This window comes from Sphingomonas sp. GW822-FHT03G08 (assembly GCF_058801135.1).
Genome location: NZ_JBXAMZ010000001.1, coordinates 80637 through 98311, shown reverse-complemented (window position 1 = coordinate 98311; position 17675 = coordinate 80637). Strand labels below are relative to the sequence as shown.

The following is a 17675-nucleotide window of genomic DNA, read 5'->3' as shown; positions in this document are numbered from 1 at the left end:
CATTCCCTTCGTCCTCCCACTCTGTTCTGCACCCCGACGCATCTACGCGCGCCTCACCCGGTGCTGTCCCGTCAGGGCGCCAGACGGCGCTCCTGCAAATCCGCCGCGCCCGTGAGCACCGGTTGTCCGGCATCCCGCGAGATCGCGACGCGATAGGTTCCCGCCGCGACGTGCCAGCCCGGCTGGGCGGTGTCGTAGTCCGCGACGATGCGCGGCTCGGCGGTGAGCGTGATCCGGCGAGTCTCGCCGGGCTTGAGCGTCACCCGCTCGAAGCCCGCGAGGCGCAGCGGGCGGGTGCCCGTGGCCGGAGTCACGTAAAGCTGGGGCACATCGGCGCCTTCGCGCTTGCCGCGATTGGTGACGTCGAAGCTCACCGTCAGCGCGGCGCCCCCCTCCACCTTGAGGTTGGCATAGGCGAACTGGGTGTAGCTGAGCCCGTAGCCGAACGGGAAAGCCGGGCGCTGGCCCTGCTTGGCATACCAGCGATAGCCGACGTCGGAGCCTTCCTTATAATCGATCACGAACGGCTTGATCGCCCGCGCATCCTGCCCGCGATCGGGCGATGCCTTGACCTGGTCGAAGCCCGGCACCGTGGGGCGCGGCGCCTGGTCGATGGACGCCGGAAAAGTGATCGGCAGGCGCCCCGAGGGGTTCACCTCGCCGAACAGCACCCGCGCCACGGCCTCGCCGCCACGCTGGCCGGGATACCAGGCGGCGAGCACCGCCGGCACCTGCTTGAGCCAGGGCATCAGCACCGGGCCGCCGGTATTGAGCACCACGGCCGTCTTCGGATTGGCGGCGGCGACCGCGGCGATCACCGCATTCTGGTTGCCCTCCAGATCGATCGTCTCGGGATCCTCGGCCTCTGTGGTCCACTGGGTGGCCCAGACGATCGCCAGGTCCGCGTTCCTCGCCGCCGCAGCGGCAGCTTCGGGGTTGCTGCCATCGACGAAATCGACGCGCGCCTTGGGGGCCAGCGCACGGATTGCCGCAAGCGGCGAGGACGCATGCCAGGTCACGCGCACGAAGGACGCGGCCGGGCCGTTCTTGAGCGGGATCTCCAGCGGAATGCCGCCGGTCGAGCGGACCTGCGACGAGCCGCCGCCGGAGAGCACCCCGATATCGGCATGGCCGCCGATCAGAACGATCCGCTTCGCCGACTTGGCCAGCGGCAGGATATTCTTCTCGTTCTTGAGCAGCACGATGCCCGCCTCGGCCGCGCGCTGGGCGACCTCGGCATTCTTCGCGGTATCGATCGGCTGCGGCGTCTCGACCACCGGCGCGTCCATCACACCCGCCGAGAACATGCCGTTCAGGATGCGCCGCGCCATGTCGTCGAGCCGCGCCGTCGGCAGCGCCCCGCTTTCCACTGCCTTGCGCAGGTCGGCCCGGAAGAAGGGATGCGTATCGAGCTCGCCGCCCGATTGCTGGTCGAGCCCGTTGCGCGCGGCCTTCACCGTCGAGTGCACCGCGCCCCAGTCGGACATGACATAGCCCGGATAGGCCCAGTCCTGCTTGAGCACGGTGTTGAGCAGGAACGCGTTCTCGCAGGCGAAGTCGCCATTGACCGACATGTAGGCGCACATCACCGAGCCCGGCTTGCCGCGCTCGATCGCCAGTTCGAAGGCGAGCAGATCGCTTTCCCGGAACGCCGCCTCGCCGATCTTCGCATCGCTGACGAAGCGGCCGGTCTCCTGCGCGTTCAGCGCGAAATGCTTGATCGTCGAGATGATGCGGTTCGACTGGATGCCCTTGATCGACTCGCCCGCAAGCGTGCCGGCGAGCAGCGGATCCTCGCCCAGATATTCGAAGTTGCGCCCACCCCAGGGATCGCGGGTCAGGTTGATGCCCCCGGCGAGCATCACGTTGAAGCGCTTGGCCCGCGCCTCGCTGCCGATCATCGCGCCGCTTTCATAGGCGAGCTTGGGATCGAAGCTGGCCGCCAGCGCCAGGCCCGAAGGGAGCGCGGTGGCGGTATCGCCCTTGCGCTGCTCGACCTGGTTGGCGACGCCGAGGCTGGCATCGGTCTCGCGCAGCGCCGGGATGCCCAGGCGCGGGATCGCCGGCTGCTGGCCGGCCGAGGGGATCAGGTCGGTCGGCGCGTCGGGCCCCTTCGCGAAGGGCGGGAACCATGTGTAGACGAGCGCCAGCTTCTCCTCGAGCGTCATCGCCGCGAGCAGCATTTCCGCACGGGCACCCGCGGGAAGCTTGGGATCGGCCCAGGGACGGGCGGAAGGATCGGCTTGAACCGGCGACGCGGCGGGTGCGACCTGCGCGTGCGCGGTCATCGTCCCGGCAAGCGCGGTGGTGGCAAGCAACGCCATGGAGCGCGCCACGTGCCGCAGGCTGAACAACATTCACCTCTCCCCTTCGGCGCATGCAACAACGCCGCGCACGCCCGGGGGCGTGCCTGTTTATCCGATCCAACCTGGGGGAGGCCTATTCCGACAACGCTGTCGGATTCAGCGACAAACTAAGCCGACGACGCCTCGTGGCGCGCACGGCAGCCTGTTCCAACACCCCTCTATCGTTCGCGGAGTCTTGCGCTCCAATGGGGTGCTTAGAGCATAAATTGAGAGCGTTCTCAAGAACGTTCTCAATTTTGTTACAGCCATAGTGGCAGCTTATAGTCAAAGCGTTGTAATAACGTGATATTCTGGCAGGTTTACGGCTATTTCCCGGCGTAGCGGACCGCCATTTCACCGGCTCGAACAAGCTCGTCGCGCACCGATTTTTCGCTAATTTTGGAAGCGCTTTCAATCGCCTGACCCGGCGAGTCCCCGGCCGGCACGGCGGCACCCAGCCGTGCGATGCCCGCCGGAACAGGCCGGACAGCGGCAACCTCGACACGCGGCGCGCCCGCAGGCTCGATCCGATCGCGGCGGATCGGGCGCGTGCGCAGCACCAGCATCCTGCCGCCCCGGGCGGTGCGCAGGCGCGGCCCCTGCCCCGCGTCATCCGACACCGCAAGCATCGCACCGTCGCGATTGACCGACCAGATCACCCGGTAGCGCCCGGCCAGCTCGGCTGCGGCCACCGGCCCGGCGAACTTGTTGTCGAGCACCCAGTTTTGCCCGTCCGCCTCCACGAACAGCACGGCATGCTGCTCGGCATCCCGATTGTCCCATACGATCGCCAGCCGCATCGCGGACTCGGCAAGGCCCAGCTCGCGCAGCGCGAAATATTTGGTGAGCGCGAAATCCTCGCAGTCCCCGCCCCGCGCGAACATCTCGGCGGGCGTTTCCCAGCGATCGGCCATGCCCCAATTGGCGAGATCGGGAACATAGGGCAGCTTGTTGACCACCGACTGGACGCCGGCGACCCGGTCGGCAACCGGCTTTCCCTGCAGCCCGGCAAAGGCGGCACGCCAGCCTGAGGGACCGCATTCGGCCGGCAGCTCGTCGGCGGGCATCATGCAATGAAGCGGGTTTCGAGCGGCCGGATCGCGTGCGGCGCGGGCAAGCACATCGGTCCAGCGCGGCGCATCCGCCAGGCGAAGCGCAATCACGCCCTCGCCCGCCGAATCACCCGCGGCCGCCATCGCGGCGGACACGGACTGCCCCCAGGCCAGTGCCGCACAGGCAAGCACCAGCCGCGATGAAGATACGCGACGCAAAGCCCCAAACCCCCGGTTTTACGGAGGCTGGGATACGCCCGGGCGCCCTAAGGCCGGGCTAACAAACCCCTAAGTATAAGCCACTGAGAATGGTTATTATTTATGGTTACGCATTGGTTTAATTCGCAGAACGTACAGTGAACGGAATCTATGCCTCATGATCTTTTCAGAAACAAAGCAGACATAAACAAATAGTCCCGTTGTGGATCAGTGCATTATTGCAAATATTGGCCAGTTAACGCTGACTCCATCTTCCTGAGTCCCACAAAGCCATTGTAAGACGCGACTCTAATGCAACCGATTCGGGGCATCGTTTCCGGTTGCACAAATCTCGGAGGGGGGACCGGGGCTATGGGACTTAACCGTCGCTGGTTGTTTATTATTGCTGCGGCCGCGATCGTGCCGATCGAGGCGGCGCACGCCCAGCAGACCGTAAATCCCGGACGGCTCGACGAGCGCCTGCGCCCGGCGGACAAGGTCCCCGATGCCCGCTCGGTCGATGTTCCCGAGCTTCCCCGCCAGCAGGGCACGCCCGAGTCCGCCGTGCAGGTCCGCCTGACCGCGGTGCGCTTCGAGGGCGTGACCGCCGTACCGGTCGCCGCGCTCGATGCGATCGCCGCGCCCTATCTCAACCGCGACATGCCGCTCGCCGAGCTGTTCAAGCTCGCCGAGGAAGTCACCGCCGAATATCGCCGCCGCGGCTTCGTGCTGTCGCGCGCGGTGGTCGGCCCGCAGCGCATCGAGAATGGCGTGCTGACGATCCAGGTGGTCGAGGGGCATATCGGCGCAACCAGGATCGAAGGCGAGGCCGGTGGCTATGCGCCCTATCTGCGCGGCTATCTGGCAAGCGTCGCCGCCGAGCGGCCCACTTCGGGCGCCGCGCTCACTCGCGCGTTGCTGCTCGCCCGTGACCTGCAGGGCGTCGATGTCCGCGCGGTGCTCACCCCCTCCCCCAGCGAAGTCGGCGCCGCCGACCTGACGCTGGCCGTCGAGCGCAAGGGGATCGAGGGCTTTGTCGCCGCCGACAATCGCGGCTCGCGCTGGCTGGGCCCGGTCCAGATCTATGGCGGCCTGTCGTTCAACGACATGCTCGGCGCGGGCGAGCGCATCTCGATCACCGCGGTCAGCGCGCCGGTCCACAAGGAACTGGGCTTCCTGTCGCTCAGCTATGACCAGCCGATCGGCAATTCGGGCCTGCGCCTCACCGCGTTCGGCAGCTATGCCGCCACCCATCCGGGCGACGAGCTCCGCCTGCTCGATCTGCGCGGCCGCAGCGCCACCTATGGCGTCGCGCTGCGCTATCCGTTCGTGCGCAGCCGCGAGACCAATCTGTTCGGCCGGCTGGTGTTCACCGGCCGCGACAGCAGCTCGCGCAACATCGTCATCGATCCGATCTTCGACGATGCCACCCGCACCGTGCAGGGCGAACTCTACGGCAATTATGCCGCGCCCTGGGGCGGGATTCTGAACGTGCGCGCCTCGGTCACCCAGGGGTTCGACGCGCTGGGTGCGACGGTACGCGGCGATGCGAACAAATCGCGCGCGACCGGCTCGGGCGTGTTCACCCGGCTGAACGCCGAAGTCTCCTTTGCCTATGGCGTGGGCCGCGGCCTCTATTTCCAGGCGAGCGGCGCGGTCCAGTATAGCGGCCAGAGCCTGCTCGCGAGCGAGGAATTCGGGCTGGGCGGCGAGCAGTTCGCCCATGCCTATGACCCGTCCGAAGTGACCGGCGACAAGGGCGCCGCCGGCCGGATCGAGATGTTCTACGCCGGCAATTTCCAGGGCGGCACGGTCCAGCCCTATGGCTTCTACGAAGCCGGCAAGGTCGCGCAGAACCGCCCGCTGCCGGGCGAGCCGCTCACCGCCTCGCTGGAATCGGCGGGCGGCGGCATCCGTATCGGGCTGCGGCCCGGCATCAACGGCTCGGTCGAATATGCCAAGCCGATCAACCGGCCCGTCGCCTCGCGCGGCGACAAGGATGGCCGGGTCTTCTTCTCGCTGAGCATGTCGTTCTGATCGGCCCTGCCGGTCGCGTGCGTACCTGACTGAGAATTGCGGGCTGGCCACCCCGAAGCGGCCGAACAGGGATGAGGGATATGAGCAAGCTGCACCGCGCCAAGGCCGCTATTGCCTCGAGCCAGGCCTCGCGCCGTCTGAAACGATCGAGCCTGCTGGTCTCGGCGGCGGTCGCGGCGATCATGCTTGCCAATCCGGCACATGCCCAGCTCGCTTCCAACGCCCTGCCCACCGGCGGCGACGTCGTCGCAGGATCGGCGACGATCGGCACCCCCACCCCGTCGAGCATGACGATCAACCAGAACACCGATCGCGCGGTGATCAACTGGAACACGTTCGACATCGGATCGGGCGCGAGCGTCACCTTCGTCCAGCCTTCCTCCACCTCGATCGCGGTCAACCGCGTGATCAGCGGCGCGGCGCCGTCGGAGATTGCCGGCCAGCTCAATGCCAACGGCCGGGTGGCGATCCTCAACCCGAACGGCGTACTGTTCTCGGGCACCGCCAACGTCAATGTCGGCAGCCTGATCGCCTCGACCGGCGACATCGACCAGGCCGCCTTCATGGGCGGCGGCAATCTCGACATCACCGGCGCCACCGGCGGCGAGATCGTCGTCAACGGCAACATCAACATCACCGCCGGCAATCTCGGCCTCGCCGCGTTCGTGGCGCCGACGGTGCGCAACAGCGGCGTGATCACCGCCACTGCCGGCCGCGTGCAGCTGGGCGGCGGCACCGCCTTCACGCTCGACCTCGCCGGCGACGGCCTGCTCAGCATCGGCGTGCCGGCGAGCAGCGCGCTGGTCGAGAATAACGGCCAGATCTTCGCCGAGGGCGGCCGCATCCAGATGTCGGCGAAGAGCGCCGGCGCCGCAGTCGACAATCTCGTCAACACCGGCACGCTCAGCGTCGATTCCGCCACGATCGACAATGGCACGATCGTGCTCGAAGCGGTCGGCGGCAGCGCCAACCTGCGCGGCACGGTCGCGGCGAACGATCGCGCCAGCATCAGCCGGAACATCCTGATCAGCTCCGATCAGGCGGTGAACATTTCGGGCAACCTCAGCGGCGCCTCGGGCACGGTCAATATCACCGCGCCGCACATCTACGGCGTGGGCAAGGTCAGCACCGCCACCGCGCTGAAGCTGAACCTGAGCAACAACGGCACCGACACCACCGGCCTCGGCAACTATATCAACGATGCGCTGGGTGTGATCGGCACCACCGGCTTCGGCACCACGATCCGGCTCGGCGCCGGCGTCTACAAGTCGGGCGTCCGCATCGACGCGAGCGACGTGACGATCGACGGCCAGGGCGTCGCCAGGATCGGCTGGACCAGCGGCATCGAGAACGCGATCGACATCTGGGGCGACTATGTCAGGATCCAGAACCTGGAGATCTCGGGCCCGGCGACCAGCGCCTATACCAGCTATGCCTGGGGCAGCACCAATTCGCGCGGCATCTTCGTCAATCGCTATGCCGACAACGTCCAGCTGCTGAACAACAACATCCACGACATCCGCACCGGCATCATCGTCGATGGGCGGAACGTGAACACCTATTTGCTCAACAACATTATCGACAACACCAAGTCGGCGATCTCGATCCAGTATACCGACGGATCGAACGTCACGATGACGGACAATCACGCCAGCACCTATGGCAATGAGTGGGGCATCAACCTCCACCTGAACGGTATCCTCCAGGCCGACGGCGTCACCATCCTGCCCGCGGCCGGTTCGCTCGGCGCCAACACGCCGCTCGCCGAGCAGCAGCGCCTGCTCGCGCTACGCGCCGCCAATGGTGGCATGGAAGTGCAGAACCAGGCCTACTCGGCGTCGAACCGCACTGCCGTCTATGTCTCGACCAGCGGCAGTGACAGCAACCAGGGCAGCCGCCTCGGCACGCTCGCCAGCGTCCAGGCCGGCGTCAACGCCGTGGTCACCGGTGGCACCGTCAACGTCGCCGACGGTACCTACAACCTGTCGAACACGCTGTTCATCCAGAAGAGCCTGACCCTGCTCGGCGCCAGCGAGGCGGGCACCATCTTCAACGCCTCGGGCCTCGGCGTCTACGGCATGCGCGTCCATGCCGATAATGTGTCGGTGAGCAACTTCACCCTGCTCGCCCCCAGCGCGGTGTCGAGCTCCACCTATGGCATGAAGGTCGAGGTCGGCGCGGGCGACGCCAACGGCAATGCCCGGATCGACAATTTCGCGATCAGCAATGTCTCGATCAGCGGCTCGCGCAAGACCGGGCTCGACCTGAATTCGGTGATCGGCGCGACGATCGACAACGTCAATGTGACGGGCGCGCTCGCCGGCAATGGCATCTCGATCACCGACAGCGCCGATGTGCTGGTCAGGAACAGCAGCACCTCGGGCAATGCCTGGGGCGGCCTCGCGCTCTACCAGGCGAACGGCGCCACCGGCAGCAACCAGCAGCTCACCGGCATCACGATCGAGGGCAACAACGCCTTCTCGGAATCGAACGGCCTGTACCTGCAGGACAGCTCCGCCATCAACGATGTCGGCACGCTGAGCATCGCGGGCTATGACTATATCGTCCGCAACACGGCGTTCCGCGCCGAGGGCAACCAGTTCACCTTCTTCCGCACCAGCCTGAGCGACGCGACCGGCTATGCGCTGTCGCTCGCCACGCCGGCCAGCAGCTCGATCGAGGGCTGGAACGGCAGCGCGGGGACTAACGTCTTCACCGTGACGGGCGGCCTCGGCATCGGCGCGGCGGTGCGCGATGTCCGCGCGGGTGGCAGCATCAATGTCGGTGCCGGCACCTATGCCGAGAATGTCCTGATCAACAAGGCCGGCATCAGCCTGATCGGCGCCGGCCGCGACCTGACCACGATCAACGGCATCTCGAATGTCGGCGCGCTCGGCACGGTGACGCTGGCGGCGGGCTCGAGCAACACCATTCTCAGCGGCTTCACGATCAACGGCATCGAGAACGGCAACCCGGGCAGCGAGACCGCGGCGGTCTATCTCCAGCAGACCAACACCGGCTCGCGGATCACCGGCAACCGCATCGTCGCCGCGGGCGATCTCGGCCTCGTCTCCGAATGGGGCTATGCGATCACCGGGCTGGTCGTCGACGGCAACATCATCACCGGCAAGACCTATGTCGGCGCGGCCCCCGCGACCGGCGACCAGTTCACCGTGCCCAACGTCTCGCGCCAGCTCGTAGCACTCGGCGGCGGCGGCGTGGGCGGCGGGATCAGCTTCACCAACAATGTGGTCAACGGCGATTCCGGTCTGAACACCGGCGTGACGATCGACTCCGCCGGCTCGACGATCACCGGCAACAGCTTCGCCACCACCACCGGCGGCTTCGGCGCGATGCTGCGCGTGCGCGGCGCGGGCGCGACGATCACCGGCAACAGTTTCGACATGGCCGGCGTCGCCTATACCGCCAACGGCCTCTATGTGAGTGACGCGGCGCTGGGTACGGCCAGCTTCGCCGACCTGCTCGCCGCCAACACGCTGGCCGGCGCCGGCGCCTGGTCCGACACGTCGGCGACCGGCTATCACACGTTCAGCCGCAACATCCAGGCGGCGGTCAACGAAGCCGCCCCCGGCGCCATCGTCACCATCCGCCCGGGCGACTATCTCGAAGGCGTCACCGGCGTCGGCTACTACGGCGATGCCGGCGCGCAGAGCTTCGGCCTCTACCTCTACAAGGACAACATCACCCTGCGCGGCGTCGATGCCGCCGGCAACGCGATCACCGCCGCAGACGATGTCGCCGCCTTCGTCACCGCCCGCTACCAGGCCGGCTTCGGCGCGCAGCACTTCATCTCGGGCAACGGCATCACCATCGAGGGCCTGGGCTTCAAGCCCGCCGCCGCCGGCGACAACAAGACCGTCGAGGTGATCGGCAACGCCTTCACCCTGCGCAACTCGGTGATCGACAACAGCGGCAACGAGACCGCCGCCAACCTCTATATCGACGACTTCAACGATCCCTCGCGCACCCGGCTCGAGAGCTTCACGATCACCGGCAACAAGTTCCTCGGCGGCACCTATGCCAGCGCGATGGTCGTCGTCGCCGCGGGCGCCGGCCGCACCACCGACGCGTCGAACCGGATCTTCGCGAACAACAGCCTGAGCAGCAGCCTCACCGGCATGCGCGGTTTCCAGATCCAGGGCTATATGCCCAACACGCCGTGGCAGCAGCTTTACGCCGGCGCGGTGACGGTGACCGGCAACAGCTTCGACGTCGACATCCCCGTGCGCACCGTCGGCCTGCTGAGCAGCGCCTTCGCCTGGGACGATGTGTTCCGCAACAACGGCAACAGCTTCGTCCGCGGCGGCGTGCTGACCTATGCCGGCAGCGGCACCACCGCCCGCGCCACCACCACCGCCGGCGGCGATCCGGACATCCGCATCACCAGCACGATCGACGCCTCGCTGGCCCGCGCCCAGGCCGGCGACACGGTCCGCATCCTCGACGGCACCTATGTGCTCGGCTCGCAGCTCTCGATCACCACCTCGGTGAACCTGGTCGGCCAGTCGCAGGCCGGCACAATCCTCGACGGCCGCACCGTCAACAATGGCGGCGGCCTCGGCACGATCGGCGTCTATGCCGACAACACCAGCCTCGCCAACTTCACCCTGCTCGGCAGCACGCTCTCGGGTGGCAATTACGGCATCAAGGTCCAGCCGAACCCGGTCAGCTATGCGCCGAGCCAGCGCATCAGCAACGTCACGATCAGCGACGTGACCGTGAAGGGCTCGCGCCGCGCCGAGCTCGACATCAACGGCGCCGTGGGCGTCACGATCACCAACTTCACCGCCGACGGCCAGAACACCGACGGCGCCGGCGTCCAGATCACCGACAGCGCGAACGTGACGCTGAACGGCGTCCATACGCTGAACAACAACTGGGGCGGCGTCGCGCTCTACCAGACCAACCGCGCGGGCGGCTATGACGGCCAGACTACCAACATCAACATCGACGCCGCGCAGAACAATTTCGAGGAATTCAACGGGCTGTTCTCGCAGCTGGAATCGACGACGCAGGGCTTCGGCCAGCTCAACCTGACCGGCTATGGCTATGCCCTGCGCAACACCGATCACCGCGCCAATGGCGGCCAGTTCACCTATTTCCGCACGACGCTCCAGGACGCGACGACGTTCGGGCTCAGCCTCGGCTTCGGCTACAGCACCTCGCTGGAAAACTATACCGGCACCGGCTTCAGCAACATCTTCACCGTCATCCCCGGGCTGACGATCAGCGCGGCCGCGCGTGACGTCCGCACGGGCGGCACGATCAACGTCGCCCCCGGCACCTATGGCGCGAACGCGTCGATCACCACCAACGGCGTGTCGCTGATCGGCGCGTCCGGCGCGAAGATCGACGCGAGCGCCAATGGCAGCAACGGCATCACGATCAACGCCGACGGCGTCACCGTCTCCGGCTTCGAGATCTTCGGCCCGGCCGACCAGAGCTATGTCACCTATGCCTGGCCGACGATCACCCGCGGTATCGTCATCGCCAACGGTGCCGACAATGTCACCGTCACCGGCAACACCATCACCGGCGTGCGCAACGGCATCCTGATCGACGGCCGCAACACCGGCACGTCGCTGACCGGCAACGTCATCGACAACACCAAGAGCGCGATCTCGGTCCAGTATACCGACGGCTCGAACCTCAACATCGCCGGCAACAGCGAAGGCGCGTTCGGCAACGAATGGGGCATCATCACCTATCTGAACGGCATTTGGAACGGCGCCACGATCACCGCTTCGAACGGTGCGCTGGGCGCCAACACGCCGCTCAGCGAACAGGCCCGCCTGCTCGCGCTCTCGGCCGCAAATGGCGGCATGGCCGTCTACAACCAGGGCTATAGCGCGGCGAACCGCACCCGCGCCTATGTCACCACCACCGGCGTCGCCGGCGCCCAGGGCAGCCAGCGCACCCTGCTCAACCTGCAGGGCGGCCTCGACGCCGTGGTCTCGGGCGGCACCGTCTATATCGGCGGCGGCGCCTATAACGAGAATGTGACGCTCGACGCGCTGCGCGTGCTGAGCATGAACAGCCCGATCACGGTGAACAGCCTGAGCTTCGGCGCGGGCGCCGCCGGCACCAATATCGGCACCAGCATCACCGCCACCGGCGCGCTGAGCTTCGCCACCGGCCCGGTGCTGACCGGCGATACCGTGCTGACCGGCGACACCGTCTCGGTCGGCGCGATCACTTCGGCCTATGGGCTCACGCTGAACGGCACGACCAGCGTGTCGATCGGCCTCGCCAACCTCGCCAGCCTGACCGTCAGCGGCGGCTCGATCGTCACCGCCGGCGCCACCACCAGCGGCCTGCAGAGCTATACCGGGGCGACGACGCTGAACGGCGCCTACACCGCCGCCGGCTTCACCGTCGCCGGCGCCTCGACGCTGGGCGGCACCACCAGCGTGACCACGACCGGCGGCGGCAACGCGACGCTGGGCGCGATCACCGGCGCCGGTGGACTCACGATCAACGCGGGCACCGGCAATGCCGCGCTCGGCGCGGTGAGCGGCCTGTCGTCGCTCGCGGTAACCGCCGCCAACATCGCCACCCGGGGCGCCTCGACCAGCGGCGCGCAGAGCTATACCGGCGCGACCACGCTGGGCGGCACCTACACCGCGGGTGGCGCCTTCACCGTGAACGGCGCGACGACGCTCGGCGGCGTCACGCAAGTCGATACCAGTACGGGCAATGCCAATATTGCGCTCGGCGCGATCACCGGCGCGACCGACCTCACCCTCCGCGCGGGCAGCGGCAACGTCGTCATCGGCCTCGCCAGCGGCCTCGCCAACCTGTCCGTCTACGGCACCAGCATCACGACCGTGGGCGCCACCACCAGCGGCGCGCAGCTCTACAGCGGCAGCCTCATCTCGCTGGGCGGAAACTTCGCTGCCGGCAGCAGCCTGACCTTCGGCGGCGCGACGCAGCTGACCGCCGACGCGAATGTCGACGGCAATGGCAGCGACACCGGCTTCAACGTCGGCTTCGGCACGATCGCCGGCAACGGCCACAATCTCGTCGCCACCGCGCATGGCGGCCAGCTGCGCTTCGGCACCGTCTCCAATGTCGGCACGCTGACCGGCACCGGCGGCATGATCCTCTCGCAGGGCGCCAGCACCAATGGCGCGCAGACCTATAATGGCGGCGGCTCGTTCTCGGGCACCTATGCCACCAATGGCGGCGCATTCACGCTCAACGGCTCGGCCACGCTCGTCGGCACCTACAGCACCGGCGGCGGCGCCTTCGCGGTCAACGGCACTTCGATGCTCGGCGGCGGGATGACGGTCACCACGGCGGGCGGCAATGCCAGCTTCGGCAATTTCGCCAGCTTCGGCTTCTCCAGCCCGCTCACCGTGAACGCGGGCACCGGGAACGTCGTCCTCGGCACGGCTACCGGCATCAGCACCTTCACCGCCACCGGCGCGACGATCGCCACCGCGGGCATGACCAGCACCGGCGCGCAGACCTACACCGGCGCGACGACGCTGGCCGGCACCTACACTTCGGGCGGCGCCTTCACCGTGAACGGCGCCACCACGATCGGCGCGAACACCAGCGTCACCGCGGGCGGCAATGCCGGCTTCGGCACGATCGGCGGCACGGGCACCCTGGCGATCGATGCAGGCGCCAACGCCGTCACGCTGGGCGCGGTGACCGGCCTTGCCTCGCTCTCCGCAACCGGCGCGACGATCGCCACCTCCGGCGCCTCGACCGGCGGCGCGCAGAGCTATACCGGCGCGACCACGCTGAACGGCAGCTACGCAACCAATGGCGGCGCCTTCACCGTCGCCGGCGCGGCAACCACGGTCAACGCGGTCAGCGTCGCCACCTCGGGCGGCAATGCGAGCCTTGGCACCGTCGGCGGTGCGGGCGGCCTCAGCGTCAACGCCGGCTCCGGCAATGTGACGCTCGGTGCGGTCAGTGGCATCGCCTCGCTCTCGGCAACTGGTGCGAACATCGCCACGGCCGGTGCCACCACCATCGGGGCACAGAGCTACACCGGCGCGACCATCCTCGCGGGCAACTACGCGACCAACGGCAGCAGCTTCGCAGTGAACGGGGCAAGCACGCTCGGCGGCAACACCAGCATCGCCACGGCGGGCGGCAGCGCCACGCTGGGCACGGTCGGCGCTACCGGTACCGGCAACAGCCTCTCGGTCAACACCGGCATCGGCAGCCTGACCCTGGGCGTCGTCTCGGGCCTCGGGGCGCTGACCGCGACGGGCGGGTCGATCACTACCGCCGGCGCAGCCACGTCCGGCGCGCAGAGCTACACCGGTTCGACCAACCTCAACGGCAGCTACGCGGCCGGCGGCGCCTTCACCGTCAACGGCGCGACGACGCTGGGCGGCAACACCAGTGTCACGGCAGGCGGCAATGCCGTCTTCGGCACGATCGGCGGTGCGCGCGCGCTCACCCTGGCGGCGACCGGCAGCGTCACGCTTGGCGCGGTCAACGGCCTGACCGCACTCTCGGTGACCGGCGCCGGCATCGTCACCAATGGCGCCAACACCACCGGCGCGCAGAGCTATACCGGCGCGATCCTGCTGCGCGGCAACTACACCACCAATGGCGGCACCTTCACCGTCACCGGCACTTCGACTCTCGCCCTCGGCGCCACCAACGTGACGACGCAGGGCGGCAACGCCAACTTCCGCGCCATCGTCGGGCCGAACAGCGCGCTGAACCTCAACGCCGGCACCGGCAATGTGACGCTCGGCGCGGTCAACGGCATCACCTCGCTCACCGTCACCGGCGCGACGATCACCACGGCCGGCGCCGCGACAATCGGTGGCCAGACCTATTTCGGCGAGACCCGGTTCGGCGGCACCTACAGCGCAAGCAACTTCAGCGTGCTCGGCAACGCGATCCTCACCGGCTCGACCGTGATGAACACCAATATCGATGGCAGCATCGCCATGGGTTCGGTGATCGGCAACGGCAGCACCAGCTTCTCGGCCAATGCCGGCGGCAACGGCACCGTGCTCGTCCGCTCGGTGACCGGCGTGACCGATCTCTCGCTCACCGGCCGGGTCGTGAACAATTATGGCGCGGTGACCAGCGGGTCGCAGAGCTACACCGGCTCGGTCAGCCTGGCCGGCGAGCACAGCGCGGGCGGTGACTTCGCCGTCAACGGCGCGACCGACCTGGCGGAGGACACCAGCGTCACGGCCGGCGGCAATGCCAGCTTCGGCGGCCCGATCACCGGCGCCCAGGCGCTCACGGTCGGCGCGGGCGGCAATGTGACGCTGGGCGCCGTGGACGGCCTTACCGCGCTCTCGGCGACCGGCAGCTCGATCGTCACCGCCGGCGCCTCGACCAGCGGCGCGCAGAGCTACACCGGCGATATCGTGCTGAACGGCAGCTATGACGCCGCCAGCTTCAGCGCGGGTGCAGCGACGCTGGCCGGTGCGACCAGCATCACCACCACCGGCGATACTGCGCTCGGCACGATCGCAGGCGGCGGCAATGCGCTGGCGGTGAGCGGCGGCAGCGTATCGCTCGGCGCCGCTTCGGGCCTGGCTTCGCTCGCCGCCACCGGCACGACGATCGCCACCTTGGGCGTGAGCAGCACCGGCGCGCAGAGCTACAATGGCGCGACCAGCCTCAACGGTGCGTACAGCACCGGCGGCGGCGCCTTCACGGTCAACGGCGCGGCGGGCACGGTCAACGCCGTGAGCGTCGCCACCGCGGGCGGCAGTGCAAGCTTCGGCACGATCGGCGGTGCGGGTGGTCTCACCGTCAATGCCGGTACGGGCAACGTCACCCTCGGCGCGGTGAATGGCATTGCTTCTCTGGCGGTTACCGGCGCGAACATCGCCACCGCCGGAGCCGCTACTCTCGGCACACAGAACTATACGGGTTCGACCAGTCTGAACGGTGTGTACGCCAGCAGTGGCGGATTCACCGTCAGCGGCGCCGCCACGCTGGCCGGCGCCACCACGGTTACCACCCAGGGCGGCAACGCCGTGCTCGGCGTAACCAGCGGTCTGGACGCTCTGGTCGTCAATGCTGGCACGGGCAATGTGACGCTTGGCGCGGCATCGGGCCTCGCCTCGCTGTCGGTTACCGGCGGCACGATCGTCACTGCCGGCGCTTCGACCAGCGGCGCGCAGAGCTACACCGGCGCCACCGTGCTGGGCGGCGCCTATGCTGCCGGCAGCTTCGCGGTGAACGGCGGCACCAGCCTGGCCGGCGCTACTACCGTGACCACCACCGGTGGCAATGTCTCGCTGGGCAATGTCAGCGGCAGTGCAAACTTCGGCGTGAACGCCGGTACGGGGACTGTCTCCGTCGGAGCCGTCACCGGCCTGGCCGGCCTGACCCTTTCCGGCGCAACCATTGCAACCAACGGCGTCTCAACCGTCGGTTCCCAGAGCTACACCGGCGCGACCAGCCTCAACGGCGCCTACACGACCGGCGGCGGCGCCTTCTCCGTCAGCGGCGCCACCAACCTGGCGGGCAACACCAGCGTGACCACCGCCAACGGCGCGATCACGCTGGGCACGGTCGATGCGGCGGTGGCCGGCAGCCAGGGCCTGGCGCTCAACGCCGGCACCGGCTCGGTGGCGCTGGGCAATAGCGGCGCCACCCGCCGCCTCGGCACGACCACGGTCAATGCCGGCAGCACCGTGCTCAACGGCGGCACCTATGCGGCGAACAGCCTCGCCTTCACCGGTTCGAGCGTCCGACTGACCCAGGGCAGCACGACGTTCAACACCACCTTGCCCGGCGGCGCCGGCGGCGCGATCAGCATCCAGCCGGACCTCGTCGGCACGGTGAACGCGCAGCAGAACGTCACCTTCACCGCCGGCAACGGCCTGACCGCGAACAGCGGCGACGTGACGATCGGCAATGCCGGCACCGACGCGATCCGCCTCGGCACGATGAGCGTGACCGGTCACGACTTCACGGGCGCCACCGTGAAGCTCGCCGGCACCTTCACCTCGGTGTTGAGTGGCTCGCAGGCGTTCAGCGCCAACACGCTGGACACGCTGGGCAATGTCAACGCGCGGGTGGCCGGCAATGAGAGCGGACCGATCCGCGCCGGCGGCTCGGTGACGATAAACGCAGGCGGCACGGGCAGCGGCTCGATCATCGCCGGCGGCCCGGTCGACCTCGACTATGGCAGCTCGGTCAGTCGCGCGATCACCGCGCAGAGCAACGTCTCGGTGAGCAGCACCGGCGGCGCGATCACCGGCCCGATCACCGCAACCGGCGCGGTCGAGCTGGTGACCACCACCGGCGCGATCAGCGGCAGCGTCAACGCCGGCGGCGCGGTCACCGCCAGCACGACCAGCGGCAGCATCACCGGCCCGATCACCTCGGGCGGCGCGGTGTCGCTCGCCACGACCAGCGGCGCGATCGCCTCGACAGTCACCAGCGGCGGCAGCGCCTCGCTCACCTCGCAGAGCGGCGCGGTGGGCGCCACGGTCACCGGCAATGGCGGCGTCTCGGTCGCCACCAACGGCAACCTCACGGGCAGCTACACCAGCCCGGGCGCGATCACGCTGACTTCGCTCCGCCCGATCGACGTCACGGTGAACGGCGCGGTGGTGACGGTGACCGCGCCGAGCGGCACGGTGACCGGCGTGTTCAGCGAGATCCACACCAACAACACCGGCACGCTGTTCGTGAACGACCAGCCGGTGATCGGCACCGGCACCACCGATGCCCGCCAGATCATCATCGATACCTTCGTGATCCCGGCGGGCGGCAGGGTCGCGGCCAATGGCGAGATCCAGCTGCCGACCGGCCTGGCCCTCGGCCTGATCGCGCCGGCCGGCGACGGCAAGAGCAACCAGCGCCCGCCGGTGGTGGTCAACAGCGTCAGCCGACTCGGCGAGCTGCTGCGCGTCGGCTACACCGCGATCATCATCCAGCTCGACGACAGCAACCTCGACGTCGAGGAGGAGCTGGCCGGGCAGTAATCCGTCACGTCCCATCGTGTACGAAGGAGGCCGGGAGGAAACTTCCGGCCTTTTCCGTCTCGCTCGCATGCCCGGGACGGAGCAAA

At 68.1% G+C, this 17675-nt stretch carries 4 protein-coding genes; 2 read left to right on the top strand and 2 right to left on the bottom strand.

The window, feature by feature from the left end; all coding sequences use genetic code 11:
* Positions 1-71: 71 nt before the first annotated feature.
* Both AC1RJ5_RS00295 and AC1RJ5_RS00290 read right to left on the bottom strand, forming a co-directional pair.
* Positions 72-2357: a beta-glucosidase gene (locus AC1RJ5_RS00295; RefSeq protein ID WP_493111053.1), complete on the bottom strand. Its 2286-nt coding sequence runs from the start codon at positions 2355-2357 to the stop codon at positions 72-74.
* A gap of 314 nt (positions 2358-2671) precedes the next feature.
* Positions 2672-3553: a transglutaminase-like cysteine peptidase gene (locus tag AC1RJ5_RS00290; protein ID WP_493111051.1), complete on the bottom strand. Its 882-nt coding sequence runs from the start codon at positions 3551-3553 to the stop codon at positions 2672-2674.
* A 435-nt stretch (positions 3554-3988) separates the two neighbouring features.
* Between AC1RJ5_RS00290 and AC1RJ5_RS00285 the strand changes: the two genes are divergently transcribed.
* Together AC1RJ5_RS00285 and AC1RJ5_RS00280 are read left to right on the top strand one after the other, a co-directional pair.
* Positions 3989-5632, top strand: a complete 1644-nt coding sequence (locus AC1RJ5_RS00285; protein WP_493111049.1) for a ShlB/FhaC/HecB family hemolysin secretion/activation protein — start codon at positions 3989-3991, stop codon at positions 5630-5632.
* Positions 5633-5712: 80 nt separating this feature from the next.
* Positions 5713-17589 (top strand): filamentous hemagglutinin N-terminal domain-containing protein, encoded by an 11877-nt coding sequence (locus AC1RJ5_RS00280; RefSeq protein WP_493111047.1) that lies wholly within the window; start codon positions 5713-5715, stop codon positions 17587-17589.
* The last annotated feature ends 86 nt before the right edge of the window (positions 17590-17675 follow it).